This window comes from Streptomyces sp. C10-9-1 (assembly GCF_024497955.1).
In the GTDB taxonomy this organism is placed as follows: Bacteria; Actinomycetota; Actinomycetes; order Streptomycetales; family Streptomycetaceae; genus Streptomyces; species Streptomyces sanyensis.
Map to the genome: position 1 here is coordinate 1 of NZ_JANHKP010000028.1, position 17,853 is coordinate 17,853.

At 73.4% G+C, this 17,853-nt stretch carries 15 protein-coding genes and 1 pseudogene; 3 read left to right on the plus strand and 13 right to left on the minus strand.

What is annotated here, in order from left to right; all coding sequences use genetic code 11:
* The 3 genes and pseudogenes from NPS70_RS28140 to pgl form a co-directional block, all read left to right on the plus strand.
* A pseudogene (locus NPS70_RS28140) lies at positions 1–378 on the plus strand (glucose-6-phosphate dehydrogenase); the annotation flags it as partial.
* Positions 375–1,457, plus strand: a complete 1,083-nt coding sequence (gene opcA / locus NPS70_RS28145; protein ID WP_256527286.1) for a glucose-6-phosphate dehydrogenase assembly protein OpcA — start codon at positions 375–377, stop codon at positions 1,455–1,457. The pseudogene NPS70_RS28140 and the gene opcA, both read left to right, overlap by 4 nt.
* Positions 1,454–2,236, plus strand: coding sequence for a 6-phosphogluconolactonase (gene pgl, locus NPS70_RS28150; protein WP_256527287.1), 783 nt, complete (start codon positions 1,454–1,456; stop codon positions 2,234–2,236). The genes opcA and pgl overlap by 4 nt, the downstream gene beginning before the upstream one ends.
* 328 nt (positions 2,237–2,564) lie before the next feature.
* On the opposite strand, the gene NPS70_RS28155 is transcribed toward pgl, so the two are convergent.
* The 13 genes from NPS70_RS28155 to uvrC form a co-directional block, all read right to left on the minus strand.
* On the minus strand, positions 2,565–4,079 hold the full coding sequence (locus tag NPS70_RS28155) for a PH domain-containing protein (RefSeq protein ID WP_256527288.1): 1,515 nt from the start codon (positions 4,077–4,079) through the stop codon (positions 2,565–2,567).
* A complete protein-coding gene (locus NPS70_RS28160) occupies positions 4,076–4,576 on the minus strand; it encodes a PH domain-containing protein (RefSeq protein WP_256527289.1) in 501 nt (166 codons plus the stop codon). The genes NPS70_RS28155 and NPS70_RS28160 overlap by 4 nt, the downstream gene beginning before the upstream one ends.
* 3 nt (positions 4,577–4,579) lie before the next feature.
* Complete coding sequence (gene pgi, locus NPS70_RS28165) at positions 4,580–6,232, minus strand: glucose-6-phosphate isomerase (protein WP_256527299.1); 1,653 nt, start codon at positions 6,230–6,232, stop codon at positions 4,580–4,582.
* A 58-nt stretch (positions 6,233–6,290) separates the two neighbouring features.
* Positions 6,291–7,508 (minus strand): MFS transporter, encoded by a 1,218-nt coding sequence (locus NPS70_RS28170; protein WP_256527290.1) that lies wholly within the window; start codon positions 7,506–7,508, stop codon positions 6,291–6,293.
* A 237-nt stretch (positions 7,509–7,745) separates the two neighbouring features.
* A complete protein-coding gene (locus tag NPS70_RS28175) occupies positions 7,746–8,081 on the minus strand; it encodes an RNA polymerase-binding protein RbpA (protein WP_308315062.1) in 336 nt (111 codons plus the stop codon).
* Positions 8,082–8,225: 144 nt separating this feature from the next.
* On the minus strand, positions 8,226–8,456 hold the full coding sequence (gene secG, locus NPS70_RS28180; RefSeq protein WP_256527301.1) for a preprotein translocase subunit SecG: 231 nt from the start codon (positions 8,454–8,456) through the stop codon (positions 8,226–8,228).
* 159 nt (positions 8,457–8,615) lie between these two features.
* Positions 8,616–9,392: a triose-phosphate isomerase gene (gene tpiA, locus NPS70_RS28185; RefSeq protein WP_256527291.1), complete on the minus strand. Its 777-nt coding sequence runs from the start codon at positions 9,390–9,392 to the stop codon at positions 8,616–8,618.
* A 139-nt stretch (positions 9,393–9,531) separates the two neighbouring features.
* Positions 9,532–10,743, minus strand: coding sequence for a phosphoglycerate kinase (gene pgk / locus NPS70_RS28190; protein ID WP_256527292.1), 1,212 nt, complete (start codon positions 10,741–10,743; stop codon positions 9,532–9,534).
* A gap of 248 nt (positions 10,744–10,991) precedes the next feature.
* On the minus strand, positions 10,992–11,996 hold the full coding sequence (gene gap / locus NPS70_RS28195; protein WP_256527294.1) for a type I glyceraldehyde-3-phosphate dehydrogenase: 1,005 nt from the start codon (positions 11,994–11,996) through the stop codon (positions 10,992–10,994).
* 758 nt (positions 11,997–12,754) lie between these two features.
* On the minus strand, positions 12,755–13,744 hold the full coding sequence (gene whiA / locus NPS70_RS28200; RefSeq protein WP_256527295.1) for a DNA-binding protein WhiA: 990 nt from the start codon (positions 13,742–13,744) through the stop codon (positions 12,755–12,757).
* Positions 13,735–14,766 carry a uridine diphosphate-N-acetylglucosamine-binding protein YvcK gene (gene yvcK, locus NPS70_RS28205; protein WP_256527296.1) on the minus strand — a complete coding sequence of 344 codons (1,032 nt, stop codon included), beginning with the start codon at positions 14,764–14,766 and terminating at the stop codon, positions 13,735–13,737. Before yvcK ends, whiA begins: the two co-directional genes overlap by 10 nt.
* Positions 14,763–15,701: an RNase adapter RapZ gene (rapZ, locus tag NPS70_RS28210; RefSeq protein ID WP_256527297.1), complete on the minus strand. Its 939-nt coding sequence runs from the start codon at positions 15,699–15,701 to the stop codon at positions 14,763–14,765. The genes yvcK and rapZ overlap by 4 nt, the downstream gene beginning before the upstream one ends.
* Positions 15,698–17,725: an excinuclease ABC subunit UvrC gene (gene uvrC, locus NPS70_RS28215; RefSeq protein WP_256527298.1), complete on the minus strand. Its 2,028-nt coding sequence runs from the start codon at positions 17,723–17,725 to the stop codon at positions 15,698–15,700. Before uvrC ends, rapZ begins: the two co-directional genes overlap by 4 nt.
* Between the last annotated feature and the right edge of the window lie 128 nt (positions 17,726–17,853).

Genomic DNA, 17,853 nt, shown 5'->3' on the forward strand with positions numbered 1-17,853 from the left:
ACCGCTACCGAGGAGCTGGGCCAGAACGCCCTGGTCATCCGCGTCCAGCCGGACGAGGGCGTCACCCTGCGCTTCGGCTCCAAGGTGCCGGGCACCTCCATGGAGGTGCGGGACGTGTCGATGGACTTCGCGTACGGCGAGTCCTTCACCGAGTCCAGCCCGGAGGCCTACGAACGGCTCATCCTGGACGTCCTGCTCGGCGACTCCAACCTCTTCCCGCGCACCGAGGAGGTCGAGCAGTCCTGGAAGATCCTCGACCCCGTCGAGGAGTTCTGGGAGAGGAGCGGCAAGCCCGCGGAGTACCCCTCGGGGACCTGGGGGCCGGTGGAGGCCGACGAGATGCTCGCACGAGACGGACGGAGCTGGCGCCGGCCATGAAGATCGACCTCACGGACACCACGGCGGGAAAGATCAACAAAGCGCTGGTGCGGGGGCGCCGGGCGATCGGCACCCCGGCCGTCGGCATGGTCCTCACCCTCGTCATCGTCACCGACGAGGAGAACGCCTACGACGCGCTGAAGGCCGCGGGCGACGCCTCCCGCGAGCACCCCTCGCGCACCCTGGTGGTCATCAAGCGGGTCTCCCGCTCGCCCCGCGACCGGGCGAAGACCCGGCTGGACGCCGAGGTGAGGGTCGGCGCCGACGCCGGAACCGGTGAGACGGTCGTCCTCCGGCTGTACGGCGACGTCGTGGACCACGCCCAGTCCGTGGTCCTGCCCCTGCTGCTGCCGGACGCCCCCGTGGTGGTCTGGTGGCCGGTCAACGCCCCGGCGGACCCGGCCTCCGACCCGCTGGGCGCCCTGGCCCAGCGTCGGGTGACCGACACCTACTCCGCCGAGGAGCCGGTGCGCGAGCTCGGTTCCCGGGCTCAGGCCTACACCCCGGGCGACACCGACCTCGCCTGGACCCGCATCACGCCCTGGCGCTCGATGCTGGCGGCGGCGCTCGACCAGGTGGTCTGCGACGTCTCCTCGGTGGAGGTGGCGGGCGAGGAGTTCAACCCGAGCGTGGAGCTGCTGGCCATGTGGCTGGCCGACCGGCTGGACGTCCCGGTCCGCCGGTCGCCCTCCCCCGGGCCGGGACTCACCTCGGTCCGCATGGAGTCCAGCTGCGGGCCGATCGTGCTCGACCGCGCGGACGGCTCGCTGGCCACGCTGTCCATCGAGGGCCAGCCGGACCGCGCGGTGGCCCTCAAGCGCCGGGAGACCTCGGAGCTGATCGCGGAGGAGCTGCGCCGGCTGGACCCGGACGACACCTACGCCTCGGCGCTCCGCTACGGCGTGGGCCGGCTGGGCGACCCGGCGGGCTCGCCTACGGCCGGGACCGCGGCACGGGGGGCGGAGGGCTCCGGCCCGGAGTCCGGCTCCCAGTCCAAGGAAGCGGACGGAACGGTACTGCGCAGGAAGCCCGGCGCCCGGCGCCACTCCGGCCGGTCCGGGAAGGCGGCCGCCTCGTGAGCGCCCCCCGGCTCGTCGTGCACCGCGACAAGGAACTGATGGCCCGGGCCGCGGCCGCGCGGCTGATCACGGCGATCGCCGATGCGCAGGCCGCCCGCGGCACGGCATCGGTGGTCCTCACCGGCGGGCGCAACGGCAACGGCCTGCTGGCGGCGATGGCCTCGGCACCGGCGCGGGACGCGGTCGACTGGTCCCGGCTCGACCTGTGGTGGGGCGACGAACGCTTCCTGCCCGAGGGCGACCCGGAGCGGAACGCCACCCAGGCCCGCGAGGCCCTGCTCGACGGCGTGGCGCTCGACCCCGCCCGGATCCACGTGATGCCGGCCTCCGACGGGCCCCACGGTGCGGACGCCGACGCCGCGGCCGACGCCTACGCGGCCGAGCTGGCGGCAGCGGCGGACCCCGGTGGGTCCGCGGCGGTGCCCGCCTTCGACGTGCTGCTGCTGGGTGTCGGCCCGGACACCCACATCGCCTCGCTCTTCCCCGGCCTGGCGGGCGTGCGGGAGAGGGAGCGGACCGTCGTGGGCGTCCACGGGTCCCCGAAGCCCCCGCCCACGCGCGTCTCGCTGACGCTCCCGGCCGTCCGCGCGGCGCGCGAGGTGTGGCTGCTGGCGGCGGGAGAGGACAAGGCCGAGGCGGTCCGGACGGTGCTGTCGGGCGCCGACGAGGTCGATGCCCCGGCGGCCGGGGCACGGGGCACGGAGCGCACGCTCTGGCTGCTCGACGAGGCGGCGGCCGCCCGGCTGCCCGCGGACCTGCTGCCGTCGCACTCCGCCTGACGCGCCGTCGGCCCCGCCCGCGGACGGGCGGGGCCGCGGGCGTCCGGTGGTGGGGACGGCCTGCTGGGGTCCCCTTCCAGGCGTGCCATCGCCGCCCGGCAGGCTCCGACGGAGGCGCCGACGAGGTGCGTCGTGCTCCCCGCCCGGCCCGGGTGTTCACCGCGAACCCGGCCGCCCTCAGCTCCGTGGTCGGCGCCGGTTGGCCGCCCTTGCCGAGCATGGTGCGGTTCCACGGGTTGCGCGGGTCCGCACCGGCCAGGGCGGGGACCGTCGAGCAGGGCGCCGCGCACCCCCGCGCCGGGGGGCACACCGGCGCCTCCGCCCCGCGTCACGGCCCGGAACGGCGCTCCAGGAAGGGCGCGAGCAGCCCCGGGACGGCCGCGTCCGCGAACTCCAGGGCCTCGTCCCGTGCGGCGTCGCGCACCTCGTAGGCACCCGCGCCCGCCGCCGTCGTGGCCGCCAGGGTGAGCAGGCCCGCGCGGCGCTGGAAGACCGACCGGCGGACCGTCCAGCCGATGACCCCGCTGCGCTGAAGCGCCACCGTGCTGCGGCGCAGCGTCCCCGAGCGGGTGAGCAGATAGGCGCCGGAGGTGCCGTGGCCGAGGTTGCGGTAGGCGTCGAGGGCCAGCAGGACGGCGACCGGGACGGTCACCGCGGCCACCACGAGCGCCGTCCACAGCAGCACTCCGGTGAACAGCAGGCCGAGCAGGGCCAGGAGCGCGGCCGGGGCCAGGGCGGCCGTGAGCGCCCAGCGCAGGCGCCGGTTGCGCGCGGCCCGGGGATGGCGGGTGAGCGCCTCCTCCCGGACCGGGGACGCCGGCTCGCGCAGGACCAGGGCGGCCAGGGCCTGCGCCTCGGCGCGCGGCGCCACGGGGGCAAGGACGTTGGAGGAGGCGTGCTCGCCCCCGCCGGTGGCGAGTCCGGTGGCGACCGCGTCCACCCGGACGCCGCCGAGGATCCGGGCGCCCAGCGGCTCGACGAGGTCCACCCCGCGCAGCCGGCGTTCCTCCAGCGATATCGAGCGGCTGGTCAGCAGCCCCCTGCGGACCCGCAGGGTGCCGCCGGGCTCCCGCTCCAGCCGGTACCCGGACCACATCTCGATCCACAGGCCGAGCGCCCCGACGACGCCGGTCAGCAGGGCGAAGGCGGCGAGGGCGGGCACGGCCCACAGCAGCGGCACGTCCCGGAGGTGGTCCCAGGTCCAGCCGATCACCCGGTCCCGCACCCCGAACCACTCGCTGACCTGGAGCACGGCGCCGACCGCGGCCCCGCCAAGCAGCGGGGCGACGAAGGAGACGGGCGCGTAGCGGATCCACCGGAGGTCGAGCACGGCCAGGGTGCCGTCGCGGTGTCCCTCCCCTCCCGCGACGGGGGTCCCGCGGTCGAGGAGTTCCTTGCGCAGCCGCTCGCCCTCCTGCCGGGACACGGCGTCCAGCAGCAGGGTGGACTCGCCGCTTCCGGTCTGTTCCCCCGTCCCGATGCGCACCGTGACCAGTCCGAGGGCGCGCAGCAGCGGGCGGGCGGAGAGGTCCACGGAACGGATCCGCTCCCGGGGCAGCGAGCGGCGCTTGACCAGCAGCACCCCCGTGTGCAGCTCGGCCCGCTCGGGACCGATGCGGTACCGGGTGCGGCGGCGGCGCACCCAGCCGGCCGCCGCACCGCCCCCGGTGACCAGCACGGCGCCGGCGAGCACCAGCAGCACGGCGCGCGGCAGGGGCATCCGGCCGCCCAGGGCGAAGAGCGCGGGCAGGGCCGCGCCCCCGGCCACGCCGGCGGCGAGGGCGGAGGTGGCGAGGACGGTCCGCGCGTCGAGCCGGCGCCACCCGGCCTCCGGGTCCCTCATGTGGCGTCCCCCGGGGTGGCCCCGGTGATCCGGGTGAGCTGCTCCGCGAGCTCCGCCGCACGCGCGTGGTCGAGGCCCTCGATCCGGATGTCGCCCTTGGCGGAGGCGGTGGTGACGGTGACCGTGGCAAGCCGGAAGCCCTGCTCCAGCGGTCCCCGCACGGTGTCCACGGTTTGGATGCGGGACATCGGGGCGATCCGCCACTCCTGCCAGAGCGCTCCGGTGCGGACGTACACGGCGTCCTCGGTGACCTCCCAGCGGTGCACCCGGTACCACCACAGGGGGAGGAAGGCGGCCACCGGCAGGCCCGCCGCGGCGATCGCGGCCGCTGCGTACCAGAGACCGGGGCGGGCCGGCCCGACGAACACGCCGACGGCGCCCGCGACGGCCGCCGGCACGGCCGCCGCCAGCAGGCAGCGCACCCGCCACCAGGCGACGGCCCTGCGGTCGACCCGGTGGCGCGGCGGCCTCAGGCGCACCTCTTCCTCCCCCCGCACGGCCTACCTCCCCCGCAGTGTCCGGTACCTGCCGGCGAGTGCCGCCGTGGAGCTGTCCAGCGCCTCGCCCCCCGTGCCGTCGGTCAGCACGGGCTCGATCCTCTTGGCGAGGACCTTGCCCAGCTCGACTCCCCACTGGTCGAAGGAGTCGATGTTCCAGACGGCGCCCTGGACGAAGACCTTGTGCTCGTAGAGGGCGATCAGCTGGCCCAGCACCGACGGAGTGAGGTCGGCGGCGAGGATGGTGGTGGTGGGGTGGTTGCCGCGGAAGGTCTTGTGGGGGACCAGTTCCTCCGGCACTCCCTCGGCCCTCACCTCGTCGGGTGTCTTGCCGAAGGCCAGGGCCTGCGTCTGGGCGAGGAAGTTGGCCGTCAGCAGGTCGTGCTGGGCGACGAGGGCCTCGGGCAGGTCGGCCACGGGACGGGCGAAGCCGATGAAGTCGGCGGGGACGAGCTTGGTGCCCTGGTGGATCAACTGGTAGTAGGCGTGCTGGCCGTTGGTCCCCGGGGTGCCCCAGACCACCGGGCCGGTCTGCCAGTCGACCGGCTGCCCCTGGCGGTCCACCGACTTGCCGTTGGACTCCATGTCCAGCTGCTGGAGGTAGGCGGTGAACCGGGAGAGGTAGTGCGAGTAGGGCAGCACGGCGTGCGACTGGGCGTCGTGGAAGCCCCCGTACCAGATGCCGAGCAGCCCCATCAGGAGCGGGGCGTTGGCCTCGGGGGGTGCCGTGCGGAAGTGCTCGTCGACGAGGTGGAAGCCGTCGAGCATCTCCCGGAAGTGCTCGGGGCCGATGGCGATCATCAGGGAGAGGCCGATGGCCGAGTCGTAGGAGTAGCGGCCGCCGACCCAGTCCCAGAACTCGAACATGTTGGCCGTGTCGATGCCGAAGTCGGCGACCTTGCCGGCATTGGTGGACAGGGCGACGAAGTGCCTGGCGACGGCCTCGGGGCCGGCGCCGAGGCCGTCGAGCAGCCATGCGCGCGCCGAGGTGGCGTTGGTGATCGTCTCGACGGTGGTGAAGGTCTTCGAGGCGATGACGAACAGGGTCTCGGCCGGGTCGAGGTCCCGCACCGCCTCGTGGAGGTCGGCGCCGTCGACGTTGGAGACGAAGCGGACCGTCAGGTCCCGCCGGGTGTAGGTCCGCAGGACCTCGTAGGCCATCGCGGGGCCCAGGTCGGATCCCCCGATTCCGATGTTGACGATGTTCCTGATGGGCCGTCCGGTGTGTCCGGTCCAGGTGCCGGAGCGGACCCGCTCCGAGAAGCCCGCCATCTTGTCGAGCACGGCGTGGACCCCGGGCACGACGTTCTCGCCGTCCACCTCCACGACAGCGTCGCGCGGGGCGCGGAGCGCGGTGTGGAGGACGGCGCGGTCCTCGGTGGTGTTGATCCTCTCGCCGCGGAACATGGCGTCCCGCAGGGCGGCCACGCCGGTGGCGTCGGCGAGTTCGCGCAGGAGCCGAAGCGTCTCGTCGGTGACCAGGTGCTTGGAGTAGTCGATGTGCAGATCGCCGACCTGGAGGGTGTAGGCGCTGCCCCGCTCCGGGTCGGCGGCGAACAGGTCCCGCAGGTGTGTCCCGCCCAGCTGCTCGCGGTGCTTTCCGAGAGCGACCCATGGCGACATCTGGTTGAGCCTCGTAGGACGTTCTGCGTTCATCTCGGACATCAGCCCACTTCTTCTCGTACGTGCGTGCATGCCCCGCTGCCTGTCCAACCTAATTGATCAGAGGGGCCAGGGAGGCGACAGCCGGGACGAAGAGCGCCGCGGCGAGCAGGGCCGCCGCGTTCGGGCCCCATGCGGCCGCGGCGGCGCCCCCGGCGAGGGCCCCGAGCGGTGTCCCGGCGACGGCGAGCGTCCGGAAGGCGGCGCTGATCCTGCCGAGCAGCGGAGCGGGGCCGCGCTCCTGCACGAGAGTGGCCTGGTTGACGTTCCACACCATGCCCATGGCGCCGAAGACGGCCATGGCGGCGACGGCCGACACCGGGGAGCGCACCCCGCCCAGGACCGCGAGGCACACCGCCTGGACGGCCCCGGCGGCGGCCACGCTGCGGACCCGCCCGAGGCGCACGCCGATCCGGGCCGCCACCAGGCCGCCGGCCAGGCTGCCGGCGCCGAAGGCCGTGACCACGGCCGCGTACCCGGCCTGCCCGGCGCCCAGCCAGCGGGTGACGTGGACGACCAGCGTGGCGATCAGCGCGCCCATCCCGATGTTGCACAGGGTGGTGGCGATGCACAGGCCGCGCAGCGGACGGTCCCGGCGCAGGAAGCGGAGCCCCTGCGCCACCTCGGCCCGCAGCGTGCTCCCGGCGGAGCGCGGCGGTCCTCCGGGAGCGGGCCCGGTCGGCCGCAGGGAGGCGATCAGCGCCGCGGCCACCAGGTAGGTGAGGGCGTCCACCGCGTAGGGCACCGCCGTGCCGACCCCGAGCAGCAGCGGCACGAGCGGGGCTGCCAGAAGACCGCCGGCCACCTGCTGCGCCGTCATCAGGCGGGCGTTGGCACTGCCCAGCGCACCGGCGGGCACCACCGAGGGCAGCAGCGCGGTGGCGGCGTTGTCGAAGAGGGTCTGGAGGGTGGTGAGGGCGAAGGCGAGGACCAGGAGCAGCGCGATCGAGGCGGCACCGGCCCAGACGGCGGCGGCGAAGGCCGCCACCAGGACCGCCCGGGCCACGTCCACGGCCCACATCGCGCGGCGCTGGTCGACGCGGTCGGCGACGGCGCCGCCGATCAGGCCGAAGAGCAGCCAGGGCAGGTATCCGCAGGCGGTGACCGCGGCGATGAGCACGGGGTCACGGGTGAGGGAGACGGCGAGCAGCGGCAGGGCGGCGGTGCGCAGGGAGTCCCCGAAGCGGGAGAGGACGGCGGCGGTCCACAGTCTGCCGAAACCCCCGCGCCACGGCGGTGTCCGCTCTGTCCGGGCCTCGGTGACGGCCACTGCTCCCCCTCGGGTCGCGGTCCTCGGAGGAACCGTAGGGGGAGGCACCGACAGCGGCGGTCCGCGTCTGTGGAGGGGGCCGGGCCGTTCGGTCGCCGGGCGGGTCCCGTCCCCGGGAGGGTGCACCGCACCCCTGCATCCGGGAGCGTGGGCGGCGGGCGCGCGAACGGGCTCGAAGGAGGCCGGGGCGCGGTGCCCGGCCGTCGCCCCGTGCGGTGTCCGGCCGGACGTCAAGTCCTAGATCTCGCCCCGGAGTTTGGCGAGCGCCTCGGCGAGGATCGCCTCGCCGTCCGCGTCGCTGCGGCGCTCGCGCACATAGGCGAGGTGCGTCTTGTAGGGCTCGGTGCGGGGCGGGTCCGGCGGGTTCTCCCGGTCCTGGCCGGCCGGGAACCCGCAGCGCGGGCAGTCCCAGGCGTCGGGGACCTGTGCGTCGCTGGCGAAGCTCGGCTGCGTCTCGTGCCCGTTCGAGCACCAGAAGGAGATGCGCAGGCGGGGAGCGGACTCGCCACGCTCCGCCTCGCCCATCGGCCCCGCGCCGACCCGGCTTCCCCGGATCGCGTTGCCACTTGCCACGGTCGTAACTCCCTGCGTGATGGTGCTGCACAGCGTTCCACAGCGGCTGCGCCGCGAGTGCACCAGTCTACGTAAGGCCCCACGCTCGTCCAGTGATTGGAAGCGACAACCCGGCCGGGAGGGCGGGAGGGATCGGGCCCGGCGTCAGCCGTCCAGCTTCATCAGCAGACCGAGCACGACGATGCAGGCGAACCAGAGCAGGCCCACCACGACGGTGATGCGGTCGAGGTTGCGCTCGGCCACCGAGGACCCGCCGACGGAGGACTGCATTCCGCCACCGAACATGTCGGAGAGGCCGCCGCCCTTCCCCTTGTGCATCAGCACCAGCAGCATCAGCAGCAGACTGAAGACGATCAGGGCGATCGAGAACCCCATAACCACGGCTGGACCAACTTCCTCGGACTGATCTGGACGATGTGACGACAGCGGGGGCCGGCTCGCGGAGCCGGGCCCCCGCCAGGGTACGCCGGATCGGCGCCACCGCATACTCACCGGGGGCGCACCGGCTGACCGCCGGTGCGCCCCCGGTCCTGCTCACTGGTCGCGGAAACGGACGATCTTCACGAACTCGTCGGCGTCCAGCGCGGCACCGCCGACCAGGGCACCGTCGACGTCGGGCTGGGCCATGATCGCGGCGACGTTGCCCGACTTCACCGAACCGCCGTACTGGATGCGCACCGCGTCGGCGAGCTCCTGCGTGTACAGCTCGGCCAGCCGTCCGCGGATCGCGCCGCAGACCTCCTGCGCGTCCTCGGGGGTCGCCACCTCGCCGGTGCCGATCGCCCAGACCGGCTCGTAGGCGATGACGACGGTCCCGGCCTGCTCGGCCGGGACGTCCTTCAGGCCGCCGTCGAGCTGGGCGAGGGTGTGGGCGACCTGGTCGCCCGCCTTGCGCACGTCGAGGCCCTCGCCGACGCAGAGGATCGGGGTGATGCCGTGCTTGAAGGCGGCCTTGACCTTGGCGTTGCAGATCTCGTCGGTCTCGCCGTGGTACTGGCGGCGCTCGGAGTGGCCGACGGCCACGTAGGAGCACTTCAGCTTGGCCAGCATCGGGCCGGAGATCTCGCCGGTGTAGGCGCCCGAGTCGTGCGCGGAGATGTCCTGGGCGCCGTAGGCGATGGGCAGCTTGTCGCCGTCGACCAGCGTCTGGACCGAGCGCAGGTCGGTGAAGGGCGGCAGGACGGCGACCTCGACGGCCTCGTAGTCCTTCTCCGCGAGGGCGAAGGCGAGCTTCTGGACGTGGGCGATGGCCTCCAGGTGGTTGAGGTTCATCTTCCAGTTGCCCGCCATCAGCGGCTTACGGGTGGTCATGCAGCTCCTTCGGTGTGTCCCCCCGGATTCGGCACCCGGGGGTCCCCGGCTCCGGCCGCGCGGCGCCGGGAGGTGCGGGGTGGGTGTACGGATGCGGTACGCGGCGGGCCCGGGCCCGGGCCCGCCACGGGTGCGGAGGTCAGTCCTCCAGGGCGGCGAGACCGGGGAGGGTCCTGCCCTCCAGGTACTCCAGGCTGGCGCCGCCACCGGTCGAGATGTGGCCGAAGGCGGCCTCGTCGAAGCCCAGGATCCGCACGGCGGCGGCGGAGTCGCCGCCCCCGACGACGGTGAAGGCCGGGGTGTCCACGAGCGCCTGGGCGACCTCCCTGGTGCCCCCGGCGAAGTCCGGGTGCTCGAAGACGCCCATGGGGCCGTTCCAGAAGACCGTGGCCGCGTCGGCCAGCTTGGACGCGTACAGCTCGCGGCTCGCGGGGCCGATGTCGAGGCCCTGCCGGTCGGCCGGGATCGCGTCGGCGGCGACCACGGCGGGGTGGGCCGGGGCCTTGGTGCCGAGGTCGGGGAACTCGGGGGAGACCAGCACGTCGACCGGGAGCACGAACTCCACTCCGCGCTCCTGAGCCCGCTTGAGGTAGTCGCGGACCGCGGGGACCTGGTCCTCCTGGAGCAGCGAGGTGCCGATCTCGTGGCCCTGCGCCTTGAGGAAGGTGTACGCCATGCCGCCGCCGATCAGGATGCGGTCGGCCTTCTCCAGCAGGTGGTCGATCACGCCCAGCTTGTCGGAGACCTTGGCGCCGCCGAGCACGACCGCGTACGGGCGCTCGACGTCCTCGGTGAGCCTGCGCAGGACGGCGACCTCGGCCGCGATCAGCTGCCCGGCGGCGTGCGGAAGGCGGGCGGGAAGGTCGTAGACCGAGGCGTGCTTGCGGTGCACGGCCCCGAAGCCGTCGCCGACGTAGACGTCGGCGAGGGCGGCCAGGGCGTCGGCGAAGGCTCCGCGCTCGGCGTCGTCCTTGGCGGTCTCGCCGGGGTTGAAGCGCAGGTTCTCCAGGACCGCGACCCGGCCGTCGGCGAGGCCCCCGACGGCGGCCCGGGCGGACGCGCCGACCGTGTCGGTGGCGAAGGCGACCTCGGTGCCGAGCAGCTCGCCCAGGCGCGCGGCAGCGGGCGCGAGGGAGAACGCGGGGTCGGGGGCGCCCTTGGGACGGCCCAGGTGGGAGGCCACGACGACGCGGGCGCCGGCCTCGGCGAGCCGGGTGACGGTCGGCAGCACGGCGCGGATGCGGCCGTCGTCGGTGATGGTCGTCCCGTCGAGCGGCACATTGAGGTCGGCGCGGACGAACACCCGCTTGCCCGCGACCCCGTCGGCCAGCAGCTGGTCGATGGTCTTCATATGGGGCTCTTCCTTCGGATCAGGCCGGATCGGTGAGTGGGTTCGGATGCAGGGAGCCTCCCGGGCCCGACGGGCCGCGGACCGTCGCCGCGGGACCCGCGGCGAAAGGGTCTCCGGCGGGGCGTTGGGAGCCTACGCGAGCGGTCCCCTCCCACGCGCGACAGGGCCCGGGCAGCGCGCCCTCGCGCTGCCCGGACCCTGTTGCTCACATCGTGGTGCTCTCGCTGCGGATCTGTCGATCGCGCAGCTCAGAGCCGGTCGCCGACGAAGACCGTGAGGTCCACGAGGCGGTTGGAGTAGCCCCACTCGTTGTCGTACCAGCCGACGACCTTGACCTGCTTGCCCTGGACCATGGTCAGGGAGGAGTCGAAGGTGCAGGAGGCCGGCCAGTTGACGATGTCCGAGGAGACGATCGGGTCCTCGGTGTACTCCAGGACGCCCTGCAGCTGACCCTCGGCCGCCTTCTGGAAGGCGGTGTTGATCTCGTCCTTGGTGACCTCGCGGTCGAGCTCCAGGACCAGGTCGGTGACCGAGCCGGTGGGGACGGGGACGCGCATGGCGATGCCGTCCAGCTTGCCCTTGAGCTGCGGGAGGACCAGGGCGGTGGCCTTGGCGGCGCCGGTGGACGTCGGGATGATGTTCTCCGCGGCGGCCCGGGCGCGGCGCAGGTCCTTGTGCGGGAAGTCCAGGATGCGCTGGTCGTTGGTGTAGGCGTGGACCGTGGTCATCATGCCCTTGACGATGCCGAAGTTCTCGTCGAGGACCTTGGCCATCGGCGCCACGCAGTTGGTGGTGCAGGAGGCGTTGGAGATGACGTGGTGGTTGGCCGCGTCGTACTTCTCCTGGTTGACGCCCATCACGATGGTGATGTCCTCGTCCGTGGCGGGGGCCGAGATGAGGACCTTCTTGGCGCCGCCGGCCAGGTGCTTCTCGGCGTCGGCCTTCTTGGTGAAGATGCCGGTCGACTCGATGACGATGTCGACGCCCAGCTGGCCCCACGGGATGTCGGCGGGGTTGCGCTCGGAGAGCACCTTGATGGTGTGGCCGTCGACGGTGATGGTGTCTGCGGTGTGGGACACGTCGGCCTTGAGACGGCCGAGGATCGTGTCGTACTTCAGCAGGTGAGCGGTGGTCGCGGTGTCACCCAGGTCGTTGACAGCCACGATCTCGATGTCAGCACCCTGCTCCAGCAGCGCGCGGAAGTAATTACGACCGATGCGGCCAAAGCCGTTGATGCCTACGCGGATCGTCACGAACCGATCTCCTCGTTGGGTACGCCGGTTTCGACGCCGGCGAGTTTTATAAGGGATGTCCCCGACCGCCTACGACCCTACCGCTCCAAAGGCCCGTGAGTGACATCGAGAGCCCGGCGTATCCACGGGGAAGCCGTTTACCGGCCAGTAAGCGGTCCGGGCGGCGGTTCGGCGCGGAAATTCGCTCTCATGAGCACCAGCACGCCCAGAGGAACGCACTTCTGAGCGGAGGTCCGCACATTATGTGCGCCCGAATGAGCGCCCCCCTGCACACCGGTGGACCGGCTCCGCGCGGGGTCGGTCAAAGCCCTGTGGCCTGCGTGAACGGCCGGGAGCCGGGGCACGGGGGCCGGAACGGGGGCCAGGGGGCCGGATAGGCGAACGCCCTCCCCGCGCAAAGGGCGGGGAGGGCGTTCGCCGTACGGACCGGCAATCTCCCGGGCAACGGGAATCACCGGAAGTCACGTGAGCATCCGAAGTAACCGGGGCACCCCGCACCACTTGCGCATCCACGTGCCACGGAACAGCGCAGGGTTACCACGGAAGCGGGGGGGAACAGGCGTCGGAAAACCACCGGGGAAATCCCCGCGGGGCCCGCACCGGACCGTACCCGCACCTGCGACCGCCCGGGACGGCCGTGCGCGCGAGCACGCGGCTAACCCACCAGCCCCTCGGCCATCTCCTCCGTGAGGCTGGACTCGGTCCCCGGGACGCCCAGATCCTGGGCCCGCTCGTCGGCCGTGCGCGCGCGCACGCGGCTAACCCACCAGCCCCTCGGCCATCTCCTCCGTGAGGCTGGACTCGGTCCCCGGGACGCCCAGGTCCTGGGCCCGCTTGTCGGCCATGGCCAGCAGCCGGCGGATCCGGCCCGCGACGGCGTCCTTGGTGAGCGGCGGGTCGGCGAGGGCCCCGAGCTCCTCCAGGGACGCCTGCTTGTGCTCCATGCGCAGCCGCCCGGCGGCCGCGAGGTGCTCGGGCACCTCCTCGCCCAGGATCTCCAGGGCTCGCTGCACCCTGGCCCCGGCGGCCACCGCCGCACGGGCCGAGCGGCGCAGGTTGGCGTCGTCGAAGTTGGCCAGGCGGTTGGCCGTGGCACGGACCTCACGGCGCATCCGGCGCTCTTCCCACGCCAGCACGGACTCGTGGGCGCCGAGCCGCGTGAGCAGGGCCCCGATGGCGTCGCCGTCGCGGACGACGACGCGGTCCACACCGCGGACCTCGCGGGCCTTGGCGGCGATGGAGAGTCTGCGGGCGGCACCCACCAGTGCCAGGGCCGCCTCCGGCCCCGGGCAGGTGACCTCCAGGGAGGAGGAGCGCCCCGGTTCGGTGAGGGAGCCGTGGGCGAGGAAGGCTCCGCGCCAGGCGGCCTCGGCGTCGCAGGTGGCACCGGAGACGACCTGGGGCGGGAGACCGCGGATCGGGCGTCCCCGCCCGTCGACCAGGCCGGTCTGGCGGGCGAGCTGGTCGCCGCCCGCGACGACGCGCACCACGAAGCGCGAGCCGCGGCGCAGGCCGCCGGGGGCCATGACCATCAGCTCGGAGCCGTGCCCGAAGATCTCCAGGATGTCCCGCTTGAGGCGGCGCGCCGCGATGCCCGTGTCCAGCTCCGCCTCGATCACGATGCGGCCGCTGACCAGGTGGAGACCGCCCGCGAACCGCAGGATCGACGAGACCTCCGCCTTTCTGCAGCAGGTCCGGGTGACGGGGAGCCGGGAGATCTCGTCCTTCACCGCTGCCGTCATCGCCATGGGCCGATCCTTCCATGCATCCGGAAAATACGGTCGTACGCGGCTGCCAACAGCTCCGGGTCGTGCTTGGGGAGTCCGTCGGGAGAGGCCACCGGGGCCAGCTCGACCGCGGCCCCGAGACGCTTGGCGGCATCGGCCAGTGACGCGCGGTCGGGCACCGCGGCCTCGTCGGCCAGCACCACGTCCAGGGCGAGTTTAGGCGCGTGTCGTCCCAAAACCTCCACATGACGCTGCGGGGAGAAGCCCTCGGTTTCGCCGGGCTGCGGCGCCAGGTTGAGGGAGAGGACCCGCCGCGCCTTGGTCTCCACCAGCGCATCCAGCAGTTCCGGGACGAGGAGGTGGGGGATGACGGAGGAGAACCACGATCCGGGTCCGAGAACCACCCAGTCGGCGTCAAGGACGGCCTCCACGGCCTCCGGCACGGCGGGCGGGTCGTGGGGCACCAGGTGCACCGACTGGACCTCCCCGGTGGTGAGCGCGACCGTCGCCTGCCCGCGCACCAGCCCCGTCTCCCCGGGGCGCGCGGGGTCGTGGCCGCGCACCAGGGCCTGGAGCTCCAGTGGGACGGCGGACATCGGCAGCACGCGGCCGTGGGCGCCGAGCAGCTTGCCGACCAGGTCGAGCGCCTGCACATGGTCGCCGAGCTGCTCCCACAGCGCGACGATCAGCAGGTTGCCCACCGCGTGCTCGTGGAGATCGCCGCGGGACTGGAAGCGGTGCTGGATGACGCGGGCCCACGTCTGGCCCCAGTCGTCGTCCCCGCACAGGGCCGCGAGGGCCTTGCGCAGGTCGCCGGGGGGCAGCACGCCGAGCTCCTCGCGGAGCCGGCCGCTGGAGCCCCCGTCGTCGGCGACGGTGACCACGGCGGTCACGTCGCCGGTGATGCGGCGCAGGGCCGCGAGCGACGCCGACAGGCCCATGCCGCCGCCGAGGGCGACGACCTTGGGCTGTGCGCCGCGCTTCCGTGCGGACGGCCTGGTCGTCCTGCGCAGCCGCCGCAGACGGAGAGTGCGTCCGGTCACTCGCGCCCCATGTCCCGGTGCACGACCACGGTCTCGACACCGGCTGCGGACAGGCGGGCGGCCAGCCTCTCGGACGTCGCGACGGAGCGGTGCTTCCCGCCGGTGCAGCCCACTGCGATGGTGACGTAGCGCTTGCCCTCGCGCCGGTAGCCCGAGGCGATCAGCTGGAGGAGCTCGGTGTAGCGGTCCAGGAACTCCTTCGCACCGGGCTGGTTGTAGACGTAGTTGGACACCTCCTCGTTGAGCCCGGTGAAGGGGCGCAGCTCCGGGACCCAGTGCGGGTTCGGCAGGAAGCGCATGTCCACCACGAGGTCGGCGTCCACCGGCAGGCCGTACTTGAAGCCGAAGGACATCACCGTCGCCCGCAGCTCGGGCTCCTCCTCGCCCGCGAACTGGGCGTCCATCTTGGCCCGGAGCTCGTGGACGTTGAGGCTGGAGGTGTCGATGACGAGGTCCGCGTCGCCGCGCAGCTCGCGCAGCAGGTCGCGCTCGGCCGCGATGCCGTCGACGATGCGGCCGTCGCCCTGCAGCGGGTGCGGGCGGCGGACCGACTCGAAGCGGCGCACCAGTGCGTCGTCCGAGGACTCCAGGAAGACGATCCGGCGGGTCACCTGCTTGGCGTCGAGGTCCGCCAGGGACTCGCGCAGGTTGTCGAAGAAGCGGCGTCCGCGCACGTCGACGACGACGGCGATGCGGGCGACGTTGCCCTGCGATCGTGCGCCCAGCTCCACCATGGTGGGGATGAGCGCGGGGGGCAGGTTGTCGACGACGAACCAGCCCAGGTCCTCCAGGCACTTCGCCGCGGTGCTCCGGCCGGCTCCGGACATGCCGGAGATGATCACCAGTTCGGGGATGGCCACGTCCGCGGCCGCGTCCGGCTCGGCCGTATTGCCCGTACTCACGTCTGCTGCTCCGTCTCCGTCGTGCTCGGTCATGTCGGGCTTCCCCCGTCGTTCTCTTCCATGATCTCTCCTGTGGCCGTGTTCACGGCGGGTGCGGCCGGAGCCGCCTCGGCGAGGGCGACGAGGACCGACTCGGCCGTCTTGCGGCCCATGCCGGGGACCTCGCAGATCTGCTCGATTGTCGCGCCCCGCAGCCGCTTCACCGAACCGAAGTGTTTGATCAGCGCCTTTCTGCGGGTCTCGCCGAGCCCGGGTACGGCGTCCAGCGGGCCGGTGCGGATCCTCCCGGTGCGCTTGGAGCGCTGGTAGCGGATGGCGAAGTCGTGCGCCGTGTCCCGGACCCGCTGCAGCAGGTAGAGGCCCTCGCTGGAGCGGGGCAGCACCACGGGGTCGTCCTCGTCCGGCAGCCAGACCTCCTCCAGGCGCTTGGCGAGCCCGCACACGGCGACGTCGTCGATGCCGAGCTCGTCGAGTGCGCGCCGGGCGGCCTCCACCTGCGGGCGGCCGCCGTCGACGACGACGAGCTGCGGGGGGTAGGCGAACTTCCTGGGCCGGCCGTCGTCGGGGGCTCCGTCCTGCGCCCCGGTGGCGGCGTCCGGCTCGTCCTCGCCGATCCACTCCCCCGTGCGGTCCTTCTCCGCGAGGTAGCGGCGGAAGCGCCGGGAGACCACCTCGTGCATGGAGCGGACGTCGTCCTGGCCCTGCCCGTGCCAGACCTGCGTGTCGCCGACACGGCCCCTGATCTGGAAGCGGCGGTACTCGCTCTTGCGCGGCAGCCCGTCCTCGAAGACCACCATGGACGCGACCACGTCCTCGCCCTGGAGGTGGGAGATGTCGAAGCACTCGATGCGCAGCGGGGCGGAGTCCAGGCCCAGCGCCCCGGCGATCTCCTCCAGGGCCCGCGAGCGGGTGGTCAGGTCGCTGGCGCGCCGGGTCTTGTGGAGGGCGAGCGCCTGCTGGGCGTTGCGCTCGACGGTCTCCATGAGGGCCTTCTTGTCGCCGCGCCGGGGGACCCGCAGGGACACCTGGGAGCCGCGGCGGTCGCCGAGCCACTGGCTGACGGCGGCCTCGTCCTCGGGCAGCGCGGGCACGAGGACCTCCTTGGGGACGGCGTCGCCGCTCTCCTCGCCGTAGAGCTGCTGGAGGGCGTGCTCCACGAGACCGGCGGTGTCCACGTGCTCCACCCGGTCGGTGACCCAGCCGCGCTGGCCGCGCACCCGGCCCCCTCGGACGTGGAAGATCTGCACGGCGGCCTCCAGTTCGTCCTCGGCGAGGGCGATGAGGTCCGCGTCGGTGGCGTCGCCGAGGACGACGGCGTTCTTCTCCAGGGCGCGCCGGAGGGCCCCGATGTCGTCGCGCAGCCTGGCGGCCCGCTCGTACTCCATCTCCTCCGCGGCCTGGGCCATCTGCCGCTCCAGGCGGCGGAGGTAGGCCCCGGTGCGACCGCCCATGAACTCGCAGAAGTCCTCGGCGAGCCCGCGGTGCTCCTCGGGGGTGACCCGCCCGACGCAGGGGGCGGAGCACTTGCCGATGTACCCCAGGAGGCAGGGCCGCCCCTTCTGGACGTGGTTGCGGAAGACCCCGGAGGAGCACGTCCGCACGGGGAAGACGCGCAGCATCAGGTCGACCGTCTCGCGGATCGCCCAGGCGTGGGCGTAGGGGCCGAAGTAGCGCACGCCCTTGCGCTTGGCGCCGCGCATCACCTGGACCCGCGGGTACTCCTCGCCGAGGGTGACCGCGAGGTACGGGTAGCTCTTGTCGTCGCGGTACTTGACGTTGAAGCGGGGGTCGTACTCCTTGATCCAGGAGTACTCCAGCTGGAGCGCCTCGACCTCGGTGGCGACCACGGTCCACTCGACGGAGGCGGCGGTGGTGACCATGGTGCGGGTGCGCGGGTGGAGCCCGGCCAGGTCCTGGAAGTAGGTGGCCAGGCGCTGGCGCAGGCTCTTGGCCTTCCCGACGTAGATCACGCGCCGGTGCTCGTCGCGGAACCTGTAGACCCCCGGCGAGTCGGGGATCTGTCCCGGCTTGGGGCGGTAGCTGGAGGGGTCTGCCATACCGCCCACCCTACTGGCGGGCACCGACACCCCGGGGCGCCCGGACAGCGGGCGGAGGCGGCGCGCACACGGCGCCCGCGGCGCGTCCGGGGCCGGTGTGTGCGGCCGGCTCCCCCGGCGCGGCCGGC